The sequence below is a fragment of the Streptococcus sp. VT 162 genome (assembly GCA_000688775.2).
Taxonomy (GTDB): Bacteria; Bacillota; Bacilli; order Lactobacillales; family Streptococcaceae; genus Streptococcus.
The window spans coordinates 1,205,707-1,222,538 of record CP007628.2 but is presented as its reverse complement, the minus strand read 5'-3'; the positions used below and the strand labels follow the sequence as shown (position 1 = coordinate 1,222,538).

20 protein-coding genes are annotated in these 16,832 nt (G+C 33.8%); all 20 read left to right on the top strand.

From position 1 onward, the window contains the following. Positions 1-120 precede the first annotated feature (120 nt). The 20 genes from V470_06125 to V470_06025 all read left to right on the top strand — a co-directional run bounded on the left by V470_06125 (position 121) and on the right by V470_06025 (position 16,829). Complete coding sequence (locus tag V470_06125; protein AHZ47998.1) at positions 121-309, top strand: hypothetical protein; 189 nt, start codon at positions 121-123, stop codon at positions 307-309. 68 nt (positions 310-377) lie between these two features. Then, complete coding sequence (locus V470_06120) at positions 378-2,186, top strand: cell wall-binding protein (protein ID AHZ47997.1); 1,809 nt, start codon at positions 378-380, stop codon at positions 2,184-2,186. Between the two features lie 153 nt (positions 2,187-2,339). After that, complete coding sequence (locus V470_06115; protein AHZ47996.1) at positions 2,340-5,270, top strand: cell wall anchor protein; 2,931 nt, start codon at positions 2,340-2,342, stop codon at positions 5,268-5,270. A 98-nt stretch (positions 5,271-5,368) separates the two neighbouring features. Further along, the gene (locus V470_06110; GenBank protein ID AHZ47995.1) at positions 5,369-5,677 is read left to right on the top strand and encodes a hypothetical protein; all 309 of its coding nucleotides are present in this window, start codon (positions 5,369-5,371) and stop codon (positions 5,675-5,677) included. A gap of 26 nt (positions 5,678-5,703) precedes the next feature. Beyond that, entirely contained in the window at positions 5,704-6,132 is a 429-nt protein-coding gene (locus V470_06105; protein AHZ47994.1) for a hypothetical protein, read from the top strand. A gap of 19 nt (positions 6,133-6,151) precedes the next feature. Beyond that, positions 6,152-7,891, top strand: coding sequence for a cell division protein FtsK (locus V470_06100; GenBank protein ID AHZ47993.1), 1,740 nt, complete (start codon positions 6,152-6,154; stop codon positions 7,889-7,891). A 260-nt stretch (positions 7,892-8,151) separates the two neighbouring features. Then, complete coding sequence (locus V470_06095; GenBank protein AHZ47992.1) at positions 8,152-9,369, top strand: Cro/Cl family transcriptional regulator; 1,218 nt, start codon at positions 8,152-8,154, stop codon at positions 9,367-9,369. Then, a complete protein-coding gene (locus tag V470_06090; GenBank protein AHZ47991.1) occupies positions 9,338-9,592 on the top strand; it encodes a hypothetical protein in 255 nt (84 codons plus the stop codon). Before V470_06095 ends, V470_06090 begins: the two co-directional genes overlap by 32 nt. 11 nt (positions 9,593-9,603) lie before the next feature. Next, on the top strand, positions 9,604-9,786 hold the full coding sequence (locus tag V470_06085) for a hypothetical protein (protein ID AHZ47990.2): 183 nt from the start codon (positions 9,604-9,606) through the stop codon (positions 9,784-9,786). A 9-nt stretch (positions 9,787-9,795) separates the two neighbouring features. Further along, complete coding sequence (locus V470_06080) at positions 9,796-10,128, top strand: hypothetical protein (GenBank protein ID AHZ47989.1); 333 nt, start codon at positions 9,796-9,798, stop codon at positions 10,126-10,128. Between the two features lie 239 nt (positions 10,129-10,367). After that, positions 10,368-10,640 (top strand): transfer protein, encoded by a 273-nt coding sequence (locus V470_06070; protein AHZ47988.1) that lies wholly within the window; start codon positions 10,368-10,370, stop codon positions 10,638-10,640. A gap of 53 nt (positions 10,641-10,693) precedes the next feature. After that, positions 10,694-11,062, top strand: coding sequence for a hypothetical protein (locus V470_06065; GenBank protein AHZ47987.1), 369 nt, complete (start codon positions 10,694-10,696; stop codon positions 11,060-11,062). A 19-nt stretch (positions 11,063-11,081) separates the two neighbouring features. Next, positions 11,082-11,294: a hypothetical protein gene (locus tag V470_06060; protein ID AHZ47986.1), complete on the top strand. Its 213-nt coding sequence runs from the start codon at positions 11,082-11,084 to the stop codon at positions 11,292-11,294. Positions 11,295-11,310: 16 nt separating this feature from the next. After that, positions 11,311-11,790 (top strand): antirestriction protein ArdA, encoded by a 480-nt coding sequence (locus V470_06055; GenBank protein ID AHZ47985.1) that lies wholly within the window; start codon positions 11,311-11,313, stop codon positions 11,788-11,790. Positions 11,791-11,814: 24 nt separating this feature from the next. Continuing rightward, positions 11,815-12,285 (top strand): antirestriction protein ArdA, encoded by a 471-nt coding sequence (locus tag V470_06050; protein AHZ47984.1) that lies wholly within the window; start codon positions 11,815-11,817, stop codon positions 12,283-12,285. Continuing rightward, positions 12,282-12,755, top strand: coding sequence for a hypothetical protein (locus tag V470_06045; protein ID AHZ47983.1), 474 nt, complete (start codon positions 12,282-12,284; stop codon positions 12,753-12,755). Before V470_06050 ends, V470_06045 begins: the two co-directional genes overlap by 4 nt. Positions 12,756-12,834: 79 nt before the next feature. After that, positions 12,835-13,716 (top strand): transposase, encoded by an 882-nt coding sequence (locus V470_06040; GenBank protein AHZ47982.2) that lies wholly within the window; start codon positions 12,835-12,837, stop codon positions 13,714-13,716. Between the two features lie 5 nt (positions 13,717-13,721). Further along, the gene (locus V470_06035; GenBank protein ID AHZ47981.1) at positions 13,722-13,940 is read left to right on the top strand and encodes a hypothetical protein; all 219 of its coding nucleotides are present in this window, start codon (positions 13,722-13,724) and stop codon (positions 13,938-13,940) included. Between the two features lie 8 nt (positions 13,941-13,948). Further along, positions 13,949-14,341, top strand: coding sequence for a hypothetical protein (locus V470_06030; GenBank protein ID AHZ47980.1), 393 nt, complete (start codon positions 13,949-13,951; stop codon positions 14,339-14,341). Further along, complete coding sequence (locus V470_06025; protein AHZ47979.1) at positions 14,325-16,829, top strand: conjugal transfer protein; 2,505 nt, start codon at positions 14,325-14,327, stop codon at positions 16,827-16,829. Before V470_06030 ends, V470_06025 begins: the two co-directional genes overlap by 17 nt. Positions 16,830-16,832: the final 3 nt, after the last annotated feature.

Below are 16,832 nucleotides of genomic sequence, written 5' to 3'. Positions count from 1 at the left end.
GGAAAGAGGTGTGTTAAAATCGGAGAATATGGTTATAAAGAGGGTCAAGGTTTAAGAACTTATTCCGAAGAATGGATCATAAAAGAGTATAACCGAATTTATAGTAGATTCTGTTGGAATTTGAAAATCTATGCTCATGTAAAAAATGGTGCTGATGTTTATGTATCTTCAAAAAAATGTTGTGATGATTTGTATTATCAGCTGTATGCTGTAGGTCAACTTACACGAAGTTATTACAGCAAAATTATGTCTAAGATTGAAAGAACCTATAATCGTTTCAGAGAAGATGGAGTGATTATTGAATTTTAAAATAAGAAGATTTATTCTTAACTATATATGATATAATGTATATAACATTTTAAAAAGGGGATATTTGAATGAAATATAAAAAGTCAATAGCTTTTTTATCAACTGCTATTTTGTTGGCATTTAGTAGTGCTGTTCATGCTGATTCTGCAAGACAATCTAAGATTAAAGAATTGGATAGTCAAAGAAGTGAACTTGCTAAGAAGAACGGTGTTACTGGTTATTTAGCTGATGGTCGTTGGTATTCACTTGTTGAATCTGAGAATAAGGTTGATACCTTGAAGAAACAAGTTGAATCCTTGAAAGTGCCATATAGTGAAAAGAATACTATTAAGGTAAGCTCGGAGTATGCTAAGGCTTTGAAAGATAATTTTAATTTAAAGAAAAGTGAAGGTGAACGAGAACGAGCAGAAGAAATACTAAAATCTGAAAGTGCAAAGTTAGTATTGCAGAAGAATAACTTTGTAACGGTTACTTCTGATGAAGTAGAAGTTTATGATGTGGATAATCTTCCTAAAGATGTAGTGATCGAGTTGAATTATTTTGCCTTTGATATGATAAATCAAGTAAGAAGGCAAATGGGAACTCCTGAATTAACTCTTGCTCAATCGTCTATTGATTTTGCTAGTAAACTTTCTGCTAAAGTAAAGGAAGCTAATAGAGGAATTTCGGATTGGCACTATGTGAAGGGAATCAATGAGGTTGCTAGAGAATACGGATTGCCTACTTCTAGTAAGGAAGATGAAGAAAAAGAGTATGGTTATCAATATTATGAAAATAGTGTAGGGTATTCTTCGGTTTCAAAACAATCTACTAAAGCTGAATTAAAACGTGCTATCTATGATGGAATTTTAAGATTTTTGTATGATGGTGACGAATTTCTTCATGCAAATTCTATTTCAGGTTTAAATTGGGGTGAACCTAGTAAGGCTGAATATTTTGGATTTTCAATGAATTTATTGAAAGATGGTACAGAAATGAGTTTTATTACGGTTTCTGATGATCAACTTTCAAAATCAACTAAGAAGAATTTTAGTACAAAAACTCCTGCGAATACTACAGAAAGTAACAGAAAGTCAATTCTTGGAAAGAAAGAAAAAGAATTGGAAACTGAAAAAAGCAAGCTAGAAAAATTGCAAGTTTCTTATAAAGAGTATGAAAGAATTTCTAAAGAAATAGATAAGTTAAATGAAGAGGAAGAGAAAGAAAAGGAGAAAATAAGAAAAGAGGAACAGGATAAGAAGAATTCTGCTACTACGAAACCTTCTCAATCGACACAAAAACAGGAAAAACCAAAAACGAATGTTTCACCACCGAAACAGGGAAATTCAACTGTTAGTAAGAATGGTTGGTTAAAAGAGAATGGTTCATGGTATTTTTATAATGCTGGCAAACGTTTGACTAATACATGGCAAGGTTCATATTATTTGAAGTCAGATGGTAGAATGGCTGAGAGTGAGTGGGTATATGATTCGTCGTATAAAGCATGGTACTATTTGAATGAGAACGGTATTTATGTTAAAAATACATGGCATGGTTCATATTATTTGAAGTCAGATGGAAAGATGGCAGATAAAGAATGGGTTTATGATTCATATTATGGTTCATGGTTCTATTTGAAGAGTGGTGGCGATTATGTTAATCATCAATGGTTGAAGATTGATGGTGTATGGTATTATTTTAAGAGTGGTGGCTATATGGTAAGCAATGCTTGGCAAGGTAGCTATTATCTTAAATCTAGTGGGGCTATGGCTGTGAATGAATGGGTTTATGATTCATATTATGGTTCGTGGTATTATTTAAAATCTGATGGCTCTTATGCTCGCAATGAAATTGTTCAAGGCAAATATCGTGTTGACTATTCAGGGAAATGGGTTTGATTTAGGTAAAAAGTCAGTTTGAAACTGGCTTTTTTTGTTTGTAGAAAAGGAGAAAATATGATTGTAGTTGTTTATAAACGCTCTCGGTCGCCATCAAGTGATTGAGAGTTTTAATTTGTTATAAATGTTTTAGAAAAGGAGATAAATAATTAAATGTCAAAAGGACAAGAATATAAGGCTTATGGTTCAATCCGTAAAATGAAAGTTGGTGGTGCTTGTGGAGTTATCCTTGCACTTGCAATGTTGGGTATGGTAGTTTCTACAGGTTCGGTTTCTGCTGATGAAGTCGCATCTGATAAGACTGTTGCTGTTGAGAAGAAAAGTGAGGTAAATGTTCCTATTTCTCATGATTCTCTTGATAAATCTGTAAAAGAAGCGAAAGAAGCTGGTGTCAAGGTAGAAGTTGGCGCTGTTCAGGATAAAGGTGTTGCAACCTCTGAAACAGTCGCAGAAAAGCAAAAAGAAATTGAAGCTGATTATGCGAAGCAAGAAGCAGTTGTTAAGAAAACAACTGAAGACTATAAGGCTGCTAAAGTCAACAATGAAGCTGAACGAAAAGCAGTTCAAGCAGAAAATGAGCGTATCGCTAAGGAAAACGCTGAAAAAGAAGCTACTTATAACAAAAACGTAGCAGACCAAAAAACGTTTAATCAAAAGATTGAAAAGGAAAATAATGCTCTAAAATCTGACTTTGACAAGAAACAAGCAACCTATGAAAGTGAACTTGCTAAGTACAACAAGCAAAAAGAAGAACTTGCTAAGAAAGGGTTAAAAGCTGAAAAACCTAATGTGAAGATTTATGGTGACTATGACGAAAGCCAACGTGGTAGTGTAAACTATTATAAGAAATTGACTGCTTCATTTGAAGGAGTTGAAGGTTTGTTGAAGGTTAAAGATTATATTGGTTTACATAGTGATACAACTATTACTGGTAGTCGTGCTGATTTAATTAAAAAACCTTCTGGTTATTTTGGTCAAATTTATAACCCTAAGAAGGGTGATTCATTTACATTACATAATGTCGCTGAAAATGAAAAAGGTGAGAAAATCTCTGCTCGGTTCACATTTAATGATGTTGAGGCTGAGTGGCAGGAAAATGGAAAGCCATTGTCAATTACTAAAATCACGATTCATAAGGAAGATAATAGTGGTTCTATTAATTTTGTTTATGGGAATTTAGTTCAATTTAATACTAAGATTGAGTTTTATCTTGAAAAAGATAATAAGAAAGTTACTGTTGCTGTTGTATCTATGTTCAATGATGTTGATTACGGACAAGAGTTGAATTTGACTTATGAAGATGGTACAGAAGGTATTGTTTTGAATCCTGATGGTTCTGATGTGAAGAAGGTTAAGCGTGATGGCAAGGATTTTTATAAGGGTGAATATAAAACTCCTTGGACTTCTGATGTACCTGAATTGGGAGTAAAGGCTGGAGATCTTGGATATGATAATGTAAAAGATGAAGCTGATATTCCTCGTGGTTCTATTTTATCTGTTGGATATGGTTCTACTTTGAATTTTGTTTACCATAATGGTGAAGGAGTTCATTCTGCTAAAAAAGTTGAATTGGAACGGAAATGGGCTTATGATAAGGCAAGGTCAGCAGGGAAAGATTTACCTACTGATGAAGAAATTTTTAGTGGCAATGGATGGGCTGTAGGAATTTTTGGTAAGGCAAGTGCTTCTGTACCAATTAATGTTTTGAAAAAGCCACCTGTTAAGCCTGTATTGAAAGAAAAGGACACTAAGGAAATTCCAAAACCAAAATTGGAAAAACCAAAAGAGTTGCCTGAACTTCCAAAAGTGCCTACAGTAAAAGTGAACTATTCACGTTTGCGTGTGAAACCATCAACTCCAAAACCTGAGAAGGCTATTGTTGATGCATACGGACATAATATTGATGGTGCTAACACATTCGATAAGAATGTAAAATTCAGTTTGACAACTGACTACAAACCATATTCAACATTTACTGCTGATTCTAAAACTTATGGTAAAACATGGGCTATGGTAGATGATGTTCAAGATGGTGCATATCAAGTAGATGAAAGTAAAATCACTATGAAGGATTCTGCAGGTAAAAATGTTAAGGATTTGTTCAAGATGTACCATGTTTTGTCGGATAAAGAGCGAACAGAAGAAATTCAAAACATTTTGAAGGGAGCTGGTTTGAATCCAAAAGGTGAGTTCTATATGTTTGTAGCTAAAGATTCTGCTTCATTCTATAAGAACTATGTAAAACAAGCTAAGAATATCACGATTGATCTTCCTGCTCGTTTGCTTGTTAAGAAGGCTGAGTTGGTCAAAAATGACTTTTATCAAGTTGATTATGGAAATAGCTATATTTCTAACTTGGTAACTGTTCAAGTTCCTGATTTGAAGCCTGAAAAACATGCACTTGATAAAACAGGTAAAAATGTTCTCGATGGCAAAGAGGTGCTGGTAGGAGAGTTCATTCAATATCTTCTTGATGGCGTCACTGTTCCTACAAAACATGACACACTTTATCAGTATGATGGTATTGATAAGCTAGATGTGAAGCATGATCGCTATACTGGCAACTGGAAGGGTATCATTCGTGGTACAGAATATTTTGCTGAAAAAGACATGGTTCTTCCTTATGATGTAGTCTTGGCTGACGGTAAAGTGGTTAAGGCAGGAGACAAGATTTCTAAAGGTTCTGTCTATGCCTTCCAATTTGAGTTTGACCAAAGTACAAATTCTGAGTTCATCAGGAAGATTGTTAAAGTTTCCTGGAATGAAAAAGATGGCAAGTGGTCATATACTATTGACAAAGAGTTCTTGAACTCTCTAGGTGTTAAAGGTACGTTTGACGCTGATTTTTATATCGAAGTTGAACGTATCGCAAGTGGTGATGTTGAGAATACGTTTGTTAATATTGTCAACAGTCAGGCAATGGGAGCTAAGGTTGTAACTCATACACCTGAGCAACCTAAACCACAAGAACCGAAAAAACCATCATTACCGAATACTGGTACAGCTTCTAGTATGCTTGGGTTTGTTGGTACTGGTATCTTGTCAATGCTAGGTCTAGTTGGTATGAAGCGTAAGAAAGATTAAGAATGTTGTTTATAGGACGGTAAATAAACAGGAATTATCGTCCTTTTGTTTTTTTTAAAAAAAAGAAAAAATGTAAATAGAAAAGGAAATTGAAAAAAATGGCAAAAATTAAAAAACTCCCTGTGGGATTGAATGTGATTGGTACTAAAGTTGTTGTTAGTCCAAAATTTCGTGAAGTAGTAAATGGTTCGTATGATGATTTTGTACCTTTCCGAGAATTTGAGATTTCAGGGGAAAATCAAAGTACGGTAACTATTCGTGTATACGGATTGGCTAATTCTGATATTCCAAAAACAAGAGGTCTTACATTTGTTAAGTCTGTTTCAGGGCTTAATATGGTGACACGTTTGGTTGGTACAAAAGAAGAGATTCAATTTGAAGCAACTGAATTGCGTTTTGAGAAATAAATTATAGAAAATAGGAGAAAAAAATAATGGCTTTTAGTATTCGTAAATTTAATAATGCAGAAATCCCTGTAAATGCAAAAGAATTGCTTGGTAAACTGGTATTTATCAGTTTTATTGAAAACTTTAAAATGGTAGATGGTTCGCCTGTTGATTATCCAACGCATGCAGAAGTTTTCTCAGATAAAATGCAAGAAATTATTCCAATTAAATTGGAAGAAGGTATCTCTGTAGAAGATATTCCTATGATGTCTGAAGTTGAACTTGTTGGTGATGCCACTATTTGGATTTATGATGATTCATATACAATTTCACGTGGAAATAACAATGTTTCTGAGGTCAAAGGACATGCTTTTGCTTTACGTGCTGAAAATGTTAAACGTGTAGGTGGTGGTCAACCTAAACAAGAGCAGAAGCAGGAACAGAAGCAAGAACAAAAACAGGAACATAAGGGATAATTTTTAAAGGAGAAAAGATATGAGTTTATTTCCTACTTATAGAGGAGTTAGGATTTTTCCTTTTATGGAAAAATTAAGATATTTTATCTTTTCTTTTTTCTTTTTGTTGTTTAGTCCAATACTAGCTTTATTTGTCTATTCAAATTTTGAGAAAGTCAAGAATGTAGATATTTTTTCTATTGTTGTTTCGGTAGTTATACTGATTTTGATAATCGCTTTAAGTATTTATTTGACCTGGCTTTCTCAAGAGCGAGTATTCTATTTTCAAAAGAGGGGAAGGGAATCTACTCTTGCTTTCTTTTTGAGGGAAAATGGCTATACTTATACTAAAAAAGTTAAGACGGATTCAGGAACTAGAGATAAAATTGTTTTTCCTGTTGTTTACATGAAGCAAAATCGTTATGATTTGGAAATTGCTTTTAAAATGGCTGGGAATAAGTTTCAAGATAAGTTTAAAAAGATTGGTAGTGAACTTGAAACAACGTTCTTTATGGATTTTATGGAAGTTCAAGATGATATAAAGTTTAAAACATTTAAACTGGCGTATTCGGCTTTTCAAAATCGAATCAAGGTAACTGATGTGGAGTATTCTGATAAGGGTATTCAACTGATGAAAAATCTGTATTGGAATCCTATTGATGATCCTCATTTACTTGTTTGTGGTGGTACTGGTGGTGGTAAAACGGTATTACTGAGAACATTGATTCGTGCCATGGCTAAAGTTGGAGTGACGGATATTTGTGATCCAAAACAAGCAGACTTTGTGACTATGGCAGAACAGAAAGCCTTTGAAGGTCGTATTTCTTATCAGGTCAATGATATTGTTGAAATGATTGAAAGGGCTGTTGGTATCATGTTTGCTCGCTATGCTTATATGCGACAAAAACGTGAAGAAAATGGCGATAAGGATTTGAAGAAATTCTATGAGTATGGTCTTGAACCTTATTTCTTGGTTTGCGATGAATACAATGCTTTGTGTGCTATGCTTGATTTTCAAACGAGACAGCGCTTGGATAATGCTATGGGCCAATTCTTATTACTTGGAAGGCAAGCTGGCTGCTTTGCAGTTATAGCTATGCAGAAGCCTTCAAGAGAAGATTTAGGCTCAAAACTACAAGCGAATATCAATTTCCGAATTTCTGTTGGTCGATTGGATGAGGTTGGATATGATTTGGCCTTTGGAGAAGTCAATAGGAATAAAGAATTTAAGTATGTGAAATATCTTGGTGGTAAACGAGTATATGGTCGTGGGTATGCTAGTGTATATGGAGAAGTCGCAAGAGAATTTTATTCTCCTTTGTTAGAAAAGGGATTCTCTTTTACTGATGAATATGAGAAGATTGAACGACGAGAAAATCCTTTCAATCCTTTGGAAAATCCTGATGCTCAATTATCTGAAGAAGAAAAAGAAAATCTTCAAGCTGAAATGGAAGCACAAGAGGAATTGCAAAAAGGGGAAGTCAAAAAGGCAAGTCCTGAATTGATCCAGGAGTTGATGTCTAGTAAACAAAAAGAAAGTGGAAATGATTTAGTAAAAACGTTTGCGTTTTCTAAAGAAATTGGTGTGTCTGCTGGTTCAATGAAGAATTTGGTAGATAAGTTAGATGGTATTTTAGAATTTGAAAAGGAAGATAATGTAGTGTACCTGAATGAGATTCAAAGAAATATTATAAAGGATTTGTTTGAATTGAAACAGAATACAAGTCAAAATTGGAGTGAGATTTTGGAAGATTTTCCTTTTGATGAATATGGTTTTTAGTTAGTTTTGAGGGGATTTCCCCCTCTTTTTTTGGTTACTGTGCTAGTTGGTGCAATCCAGCTTGCTAGTAGCTAGTAGCAGGAGCGAGGAAGCGAGTGCGACGAGCGACTGCGTGTACTAGCGTGTACTAGCAGGCTGGATTGTGCGAATTACCCCCTATGACTAATAGGGGGGTAGAAGTATTCAAAAGTGGTCAAAAGTGTTGATATTACTGACTTTTTGATAGCTAAAAATTTGAAAAAATGAAAAAGTGAGGAATTATGGAGTTTGGTTATTTAGAAAAGGTTATGAGAATGTATAATTTCTCTGTAAATGAAATAGCAGATTATCTAGGAATTAATGCTGGTTCTTTTTATCATTGGAAAGAAGCTGGAAAAATTCCTGATTCGTATGATTCACAAATTCAAGAATTAATGGCTTTTAAAGAAGGGGTAAGAGATAGTGGTTTTTCCTTAGAAGGTAAAGTTGACTATGTGAAGGTAACATTTAAGACAAGAGATTATATTGAAGTGATTGATAAGGTCTTAGGTTTGAAAAATAAACCTTTCTTAGAAGAAGAAAAAGGTGGTTCAGGCTATGATACAAAATATACATTTCAGTTTATCAATGTTTTCATATCGAAAAAAAGGGAAGATATGGGTTGTATGATTGAATTAAAAGGTCAGGCTTGCAGGCAATTTGAATATTACCTAGAAGAAGAACAGAAGGCAAGCTGGCGTGATTTCTTTATTCGGTGCTTTGAGTATGAGCGTGAAATTGCTGAAGGTGATGGAAAGTATATGAATATACCTCGGTTAGATATTGCGCTTGACGAAAAATATAACGAAGAAGGCAATTTTGAACTTGGTAAGTTGGTAGAACTTTGGGATAAAGGATTGATTGATAGTCGATTGAGATTGAAGCAAATTGAAGATAATGGTGAGTATGGAAAAGCTAAAACAATTTACTTTGGTTCAAGGCAATCTGCATATCATTTTTGTTTCTATCAGAAAGATATTGAGCAGGCGAAAAAACTTGGCTTTGATTTAGATTTTATTCATTCGGCTTTACAATTCAAGAATCGTTATGAAGTTCGAATGTGTGATGAAGTCGCTTTGGATTTTGTTAAAAAAGCCTTGAATGAAAGATTGGATATGGCAAAGTTGGCTGTAAAAGTGATCAATAGCAAGATTAAAGTTTTTGAAAAAGATAATGGAAAAAAAGTCTTGAATAAAGAGTGGTATTCATTGCTGGGTGAAGTTGATCGTATTGGTTTTTCAACTGCTCCTGTTGAGGTTGGTTTCTTTGAAAAACAGTATAAATGGATCAATGAGAATGTTTCAGGTGTTACGACTGTTCTTAAAACTTGGGAAAACATAACAGGTGAGCATAAATTGAAAAGAATATTGTTTGAAGGAAATATATCCGAAAAAAATTGGAAAAAATTAGAGCAAGCGAGGGTTGATTATGAGAAAAATTTACAAGCTGATAGGTTCTGATTCAGTAGTAGTGAATAATAGTAACTTAGTTGTATCAACTGATAGTGGGTTAAGGTCTATTAGTAGTTATTTCCCTACTTTTGAAGGGAATGAAAGTTTAGTGGTTATTCCTGTTATGCCTTCTAAAATCTATCGGACTTACTTTAAGGAGTATATATTGGATTGGTCAAGGATTCCTGATGAAGTGAATGCGATTCTTGATATTAAGAAAAAGGCAGATTGAGAGGTCAGTATATGAAAGATAAGGAGAAAGAGCCTGTTGGTAGTTTATTAACGAAGAATGTCTTAGGAGTTGAAGATAATGAATCAGTAGGGATTCTTGAAGGGTGTTTGATTTTGTTACTGTGTTTGATTTTAGTTATACTACTTTTTACTATGCTTATAACAAAACGAACTCCTTTTGACTGGTTAATGTAGGAGTAGTTTATGAGTAAGAAAAAAATCACTGATGAAAAATTGAGAAAGTTAGTTTTTTTAATTCCTGCTCGTTATTTCTATGAAGGGGTTGTGACAAGTGATAAAGCTAGAAATTATCAAGATTATATAGACTTTCAATGTCAAACTTATAGAAAAACTAAAAGTCGTAAAGATTGGCAAGAGGTAAAAAGACTTACTAAAGAGTATGAGGATTTTCTAGCAAACGAAGTAGATATTAAGCGAAAGTTGCTTCTGTTTGCGTTGATGAAACGTGATCAGAAAGAAAGACAAAGTATGTATTTGTTGCTGGTTAAGAAATATCATTTAGAAAGATGGGTTTGAAAATGGGTAAAATTGTTAAGATGATTTTTAAAATCATAAAATATTTGATTTTAAACTCTATTTTAGGATTGGTTATATCTGTTCTTTTTTATGTACTGCTAGGGAGTGTGAAATTTTCTATTATGATATTTATGGTGTTTTTTATTGGAGGGTTAGTTTTTGAATGAAAGTTAAAAAACGTTCACCAGCTTAGTTGCTGGATAATGAAAAAAAATATAGAAAAAATGAGGTAAAAAAAAATGACGTTAAATGGAAAAGATAAACAAGTTATCGAATTGTCGAATGAACTTGCTAAAAAATTGAAGTCAAAAGAATTTGATTTAGCGTGGAAACATGCTGGTGAATTGAGTTCTCTTCTTAAAAATGATGAAGAATTGCAATTACCGTATCAGGTTATTGAGTGTATCAAGAAAGACCTTTCTAGTTACTATGCAATGAATAAGGAATTGAATAAGGTAACAACTCGTGCTTTTGCGATTGGTAGTAGCTTTGAGCGTTCAGCTTCAATTTAATTGAAATGATGAAGGAAGTCAATCTTGGCTTCCTTTTTTATGGAAGGAGAAAAATGAGTATTAAGGTTGTATATAATAAATTTTCTGATGTATGTGAACATTACGCTTTTGGGAAAAAAATTCTTGATGAACCTCAGAAAATCATTGATCGCTTAGATGAACATTTTGACGGTGTGGAGTTTGGAGAATTTGATGGGTGCAATCCTGATAATGTGTATGTCAATTCGTTTACAGAAGTTGATACGCAGGAAGCATTGATTGATTTTGCAGGTATTTTGGATCATGGAGAATATGAGCAGTTAGTCAATGAAGATCGTTTGTTTGCTTATGTGGAAGAACACGAAGAGGAAATAATTAGTCGTTTAGAAGAATCCTATGTGTTTCTTGGTCATGAAGACGGTAGCTGGTACTTTTTGCAATAAAGAATGGTTGGTGCTGAATATGGCTTCAAAAGTATTGATTAGGAATCCAAAGAATCGAAGGCAGGCTTGGTTTGTGTTGCCTTTGTATTTTGGAAGGTTATCTCATATTGGTTTGACTGGCTCTTATGATGAAGAAATTCAAATTGTTGATTATGAGGGTTCAGCATTTATTGGTTATGGTCTATTTAGTGTTGCTGATTTGGAACAGTTAAATAGACAAGTAGAAGGTTGATTAAGGAAGGAGAAAGATGGAATTAACAGCCGTAGTTAGGGATGATATACTTAAAAAAGTGAAACGTTTTTCTTTACCTGTAACTCTTGAATATGTTGCTTCTGAGTTTGGATTTGATATAGAAGATGTATCCATAAGTATTTTATCTGTTGAAGAATTACCGACTTTGAATGTAGAAAGAAATCTTCTATATGATCTTAATGAACTTGCTGAAAATCTAAAAGATGTAGACAAAGATTTGGTTCTATCCTATATTGAATCACAAAGTTCTAACGTATCAGATTTGTTAAAATTTAACTTTCATGATTGTAGTTTATATTCTGATATTACTACAGATCATGAGTTGGGAGCATATATGGTAGCAAATAATGGCTTTGATCTTGGATTGATATTGAAATATTTAGACTATGAAAAATATGGTCGAGATGTTCGCTTAGAAGAAGGTGGTAGCTTTACTGATAAAGGTTACTTCTTGCCTAAAGCAAACAGATTATAAAATTCGATAAGGAAGGAGAAAAAAATGGAATTAACAGCTTTAGTTAGATACGGAAAATTTGTTAGACAAGTTTTGCTTCCATGTGATAGTGAGGAAGTAGCTTATCGATTTGGTTATGAAGAAGGTGAAGAAATTACGGTCACTATTGATTCGATTGAAGAATTGCCTGATTTGAATTGTGAACGCTTGACCTTAGATTTAGCGAATGAACTTGCTGAAAATTTGGAAGATGTAGATGAAGATATTGTTCTATCATTTATTGAATCAAACAGTTCTGATCCAAAGTATTTGGCAAGTGCTGAATTTGATGATTGTAACTTATATCCTGATATTTCTACGGATGAAGAGTTAGGCTTATATATTGTAGAAGATATGGGTTTTGAATTGTCAAAGGAAACACTACAAAACTATTTCGATTATGAAATGTTTGGTCGTGATGTTCGTTTGGAAGAAGGTGGTAGTTTTGTAGATAAAGGTTACTTTGTATCAAGATGATAGCGAATATAAGAGTTTTGAGAGAAGGAAATTTTGAATTTCTCTGTGAACTGGATATCATGAAATTTACTCAAGAGCAGATTCTTGAAAGAATGAATGAAAGAGGGATTGATAAAGGTAACTTTCTTATTTGTGGTATTACAGATTGGGAAGTTGATAAAATCATGTCGCTTGAAGAGGTTTACTTGCTGAAAAAAGCTGTACTGGAATTGTATGATGGTGACGAATTCATTGTGAAATTTCAGTTACAGCGTTATGTGCCTGTAACTCAAATTGTAACTACATATTATAGATTCTGTTCTAAAGATGAAGTTAAGACAATGGTTGAGTTGACAAAAGAGTTAGATTATGAATCAGTTATCAATTACTTTTTTAGATGTGGAAGCTGGGTGACGGTATTTCAGGGATTCATAGATCAGGGAGAAGTTTTAAATACTCCTGTTGGATTTTATAGAAAGGTTGTTCTTTAAATTTTTAAAAAAGGAAGGAAATATATTGAGAAATTTTGAGTTGAAGAAACCACGAAAAGAAAAACAAAAGCAAGTCAAAATGAAGAAGGTAAGTCAAAAGAGATCGAATCAGATTTTTTTATTTGGCTTAACTTTTTTCTTTTTTCTCTGTGTTTTAACAATGTTTGTTTCAATTAAAAGCGCTGTTAAGGTAAGTGAAAGATTATCGAATACAGCAGTTGTTGAAACAAAGAAAGAAACTGACCGTAAGTTGGAACAGTTTTTAGATGGTTATGTAAGTCGATATTTTACTTACAATTCACAAGCTGGTTCGTCTGATGATGATGTTTCAAAACTGAATAACTATTATGGTAGTGTTCCTGATGTTAAGAATCAAGGTCAGTTGAAACAAGAAATGTCAGTAGTTAGTGCAAGAATGCTGACAGCTAAAGACGGTATCGCTGTATATCGTGTTATTTATGATACGAAGAAAGATGATAAAAGTCAGCGTGTAGGGATTGAATTTTCGATTCCGTACGGTGAAAAAGATGGTAAATATTATGTAGCTGGTTTGCCTTGGTTCTCACCTGTGAGTGATTTTAAAGCTGACGGAGTAGAAAAGGATAGTATGGTCTCTTTGATTGCTAAAGATGATTTAGAAGAAGGAAAACGCAAGAAATTGATTTCTTTCTTGGAACTATTCTTTAAGAACTATACGACAAGTCAAGCTAACTTGGATTTGATTTCAAAAGATATTAAGTCCATTGGGGGTGCAAGCTTTAAGAGTTTGGATTATTCCTACTTTAAAGAAAAAGATGGTAAGATTCTTGCCTATGTGCAAGTAACCTTTGAAGTTGCTGGTACAACTCATAGTGAGAACTTTAGCTTTGAATTACGAGAAGATAAAGATAGCTTTTTCGTAGAAAAAATGGATCATACAATTCCATTAGATTATAACAAGAAAGATGATGAAGGAGAATAAAATAAATGGCATTATTTCAATTTTTAGTAGCAAAACTCGGTATTCCAGCAGTAGCATTTTTTGCTGGTACAAAAGCATTGAAGGCATGGAAGGATCAAAAATTGGGAACTATTTTTGTGACAGTTATGATTGCTGGTTTTATTATTTACTTTTTAGACAATCCTGAAACGGTCTTGAAGGCTACTGGTTCGCTTTGGTCTAAACTTGTAGAAGTGTTTAAGTAGGATTTTGAATGGAAAGAAAAGACAAAAAGTTATATGTCTATACGACAGCATTTAGACAGCCTGTATGGGTTCATAAGTTGAATGATGATTATAGTTTGCCCTTTGCTGTTAAGATGTCAGCGATTGTCTATTGCCTAGTGATTTTAGTCATTGTGTGGTTTTTACTAGGCTTTATTCCTTCCTTGGATTGGGGTTGGCGATTTATGGGTTCTCTATTTGCTGGTTGGCGATTTGGGAATTTGTTAGCTGATTATAAGTTAGATGGTAAAACTCTTTTCCGATTCATCTATGAATATTTAATTTTTTGGAAGGAATACGATAGTCAAAGAAAGGAAATATATATTTGTAAAGGTATTAAACATGAGAAAGTGAGAATGATTAAGCGTGGAATTAACGAATAATATTTGGTCAATCGCTGATGGTTTGATTTTGCTGAAAGATGGAACGGTTCTGTCCGTATTTGAAGTTGAATCACAAATTGTCAATACGATTGAAGATAATAAGAAAGAGACAAGCAAAGATTTAGTTTATAATTGTTTGGCTAGTCTGCATGAGTACAATGATGTAAGTATTCATAGCTTACATATTGATTTAGAACTAGCTAAGAAGATTTCTTTATTGTCGCAAGATATTGAACAAGGTCAAGGGACAAGTCCTTTGGGAAATTATGTGATTTCGACAATGAAGTCACGATTGGAAGAAGAAGTAAGCTATCTTTTTGAATATAAGCATTATATTGTAGTTCCTTTGAAGTCGGTCAATGTGACCTCTGATTTCAAACTGACTATTGAGCAGACGATTGCAACCTATCGTAAAAATGTGTTGAAGATGGCTGGTTTTGAAGAACTACCAAAAATTGATTGGTGGAAAACATGGCAGAATCAGAAAGATATGGTTCAGACGAAACTTCATGTTTTGAATGTGAAGGAAGTTGCGAAAGCAGACTTGGAATTACTGAATCGACTTCATTTTCTTGGTGGTCAATACTATGATAAAGAAAGTGAGTTGATTGCTCTTGAAAATTCTATTGAGAATGTCGATGAAACGATTATTGAGGTAGTGGACGGAAATGCTTTGAAGTTGACCAATGGTCAGGAAACAAGCTATGTGGCGACAATACCTGTTGTTTCTTATCCTAAAAATGTGTCTTATCTTCATTTGCAAGAAGAACTTCAAAATCTTGAATTTCCTGTAGATAGTGTGTATAAGATTCGATTTTCTACTCAAAAAGGTTTCTTCTCTTTATTTTCAAGGGCAAGAAACAAGCGTAAGAATCTTGGAAATACGGTAGAGGAAACAGCAGAAAATGATGATGTTCAAAAGATTGAAGTCTTGGAAAGCCATCAGTTGCTAGAAGATTTTCAGGAGAAACATGATAACAAAGAATTGATGATTACCTATCTTCATACCTTGACGATTACAGCAGACAGTTTAGAAGAATTGAATCTTAAATTTGATATTCTGTTTGCACGTTTGAAAGAGTTGGAAGTAGAAGTTGTCAAGGCTGTTGCTGATCGAATCTATCTATTCTATAAGAGTAGGTTGACAGAAATTCTTGATAATGGAAGGGAATCTTTTCTTCAATATGGAAGCCTGCGTGGATTGTGTGAGAATTTGATGTTTACTACTAAGAAGGTTGGAACAGAAATTGGTTTTCCTATTGGTCGAGTGGATAACGAGATTTCCTCATGGTATGGAGATTTTCAGAAGGCCCTTGATTCAAGTACCAATGTTGTATTTTCAAACTTGTTACAGGCTAACAAAATTGGAGTTAAAGGGAAGGAAACAAGCAATCCTCATACAGCTATAACTGGTTCAACTGGAAATGGGAAGTCATTCTTGACGAAGTTACTATTTACCTATCATTCGTTATTGAAAACAAAAGTGTTGTATATTGATCCAAAAGCAGAAATGAAAAGACAATATCAAGCTGTGCTTTCAAAATTAGAAGCAGAAGGTAAATTTGAGGAATTGCAGGACTATATTAAGTCAATCAACTTTGTTACTTTGGATATGAAAGATAAGAAGAATCAAGGTGTACTTGATCCCTTCTCATTCTTACAAGATGAAGCAGAGTTGACTGAGTTAGCGACTGTACTTGTTGGTTCTGTATTGGATAAAGATACTTATATCAAGGTTCAACCTTATCTGCTAGATTCGATTGATAAAGTGCTTGAACGTAGAAAAGCTGGTGAGAAAGTCGGTATGTTACAAGTCTTTGATGAATTGGAGAAAAATTCAAAAGAAGAAGTTGAGACTGCTGGATATTTCCTTAAACGGATTTCAAGAAATTCTTTGTTGTCACTTTGTTTTTCTGATGGTAGTCAAAATGTTCTGAAGGTTGATAATAAAATTACAATCGTTGAAATTACAGGTTTGGATATGCCAAAAGGAACTGATAAAGATGAAATGACTGAAACACAATTACGTAGTTTGACAGTTATGTATTCTTTGACCTATTTCTGTGCAATCTTTGGTGAACGTGAAAAAGATAAGGAAACAATGTTATTCCTTGATGAAGCATGGCAAATTATGTCAACTCCTGCTGGACGACAAGTAGTGAATCGTATTAAGCGTACGGGTCGATCATTCAATAACTTCCTAGTGCTGGTTACTCAGTCTGTAAAGGATTTGAAAACAAGCGAAGATGGTACTGGTTTTGGTACGGTATTTGCTTTCCCTGAAAATTCTGAAACAGGGGCTATCTTGGAACACTTACGGGTGGAAGATGATGAATTGTCACGTGCTTGGCTTGAAAATCAAACAATGGGACAATGTATTTACTATGATACATTTGGTCGTAAGGAACGAATTACAGTAGATGGTACAATCTATCCTGAATTGATGGAGTTGTTTGAAACAGTAGAAACAGAATTGGTTGCAGTTTAAAGG

Excerpts from the sequence above, each read along its gene's own strand:
- V470_06120 (AHZ47997.1), top strand. The coding sequence starts at position 378 with ATGAAATATAAAAAGTCAATAGCTTTTTTATCAACTGCTATTTTGTTG.
- V470_06115 (AHZ47996.1), top strand. The coding sequence starts at position 2,340 with ATGTCAAAAGGACAAGAATATAAGGCTTATGGTTCAATCCGTAAAATG.
- V470_06110 (AHZ47995.1), top strand. The coding sequence starts at position 5,369 with ATGGCAAAAATTAAAAAACTCCCTGTGGGATTGAATGTGATTGGTACT.
- V470_06105 (AHZ47994.1), top strand. The coding sequence starts at position 5,704 with ATGGCTTTTAGTATTCGTAAATTTAATAATGCAGAAATCCCTGTAAAT.
- V470_06100 (AHZ47993.1), top strand. The coding sequence starts at position 6,152 with ATGAGTTTATTTCCTACTTATAGAGGAGTTAGGATTTTTCCTTTTATG.
- V470_06095 (AHZ47992.1), top strand. The coding sequence starts at position 8,152 with ATGGAGTTTGGTTATTTAGAAAAGGTTATGAGAATGTATAATTTCTCT.
- V470_06090 (AHZ47991.1), top strand. The coding sequence starts at position 9,338 with ATGAGAAAAATTTACAAGCTGATAGGTTCTGATTCAGTAGTAGTGAAT.
- V470_06085 (AHZ47990.2), top strand. The coding sequence starts at position 9,604 with ATGAAAGATAAGGAGAAAGAGCCTGTTGGTAGTTTATTAACGAAGAAT.
- V470_06080 (AHZ47989.1), top strand. The coding sequence starts at position 9,796 with ATGAGTAAGAAAAAAATCACTGATGAAAAATTGAGAAAGTTAGTTTTT.
- V470_06070 (AHZ47988.1), top strand. The coding sequence starts at position 10,368 with ATGACGTTAAATGGAAAAGATAAACAAGTTATCGAATTGTCGAATGAA.
- V470_06065 (AHZ47987.1), top strand. The coding sequence starts at position 10,694 with ATGAGTATTAAGGTTGTATATAATAAATTTTCTGATGTATGTGAACAT.
- V470_06060 (AHZ47986.1), top strand. The coding sequence starts at position 11,082 with ATGGCTTCAAAAGTATTGATTAGGAATCCAAAGAATCGAAGGCAGGCT.
- V470_06055 (AHZ47985.1), top strand. The coding sequence starts at position 11,311 with ATGGAATTAACAGCCGTAGTTAGGGATGATATACTTAAAAAAGTGAAA.
- V470_06050 (AHZ47984.1), top strand. The coding sequence starts at position 11,815 with ATGGAATTAACAGCTTTAGTTAGATACGGAAAATTTGTTAGACAAGTT.
- V470_06045 (AHZ47983.1), top strand. The coding sequence starts at position 12,282 with ATGATAGCGAATATAAGAGTTTTGAGAGAAGGAAATTTTGAATTTCTC.
- V470_06040 (AHZ47982.2), top strand. The coding sequence starts at position 12,835 with ATGAAGAAGGTAAGTCAAAAGAGATCGAATCAGATTTTTTTATTTGGC.
- V470_06035 (AHZ47981.1), top strand. The coding sequence starts at position 13,722 with ATGGCATTATTTCAATTTTTAGTAGCAAAACTCGGTATTCCAGCAGTA.
- V470_06030 (AHZ47980.1), top strand. The coding sequence starts at position 13,949 with ATGGAAAGAAAAGACAAAAAGTTATATGTCTATACGACAGCATTTAGA.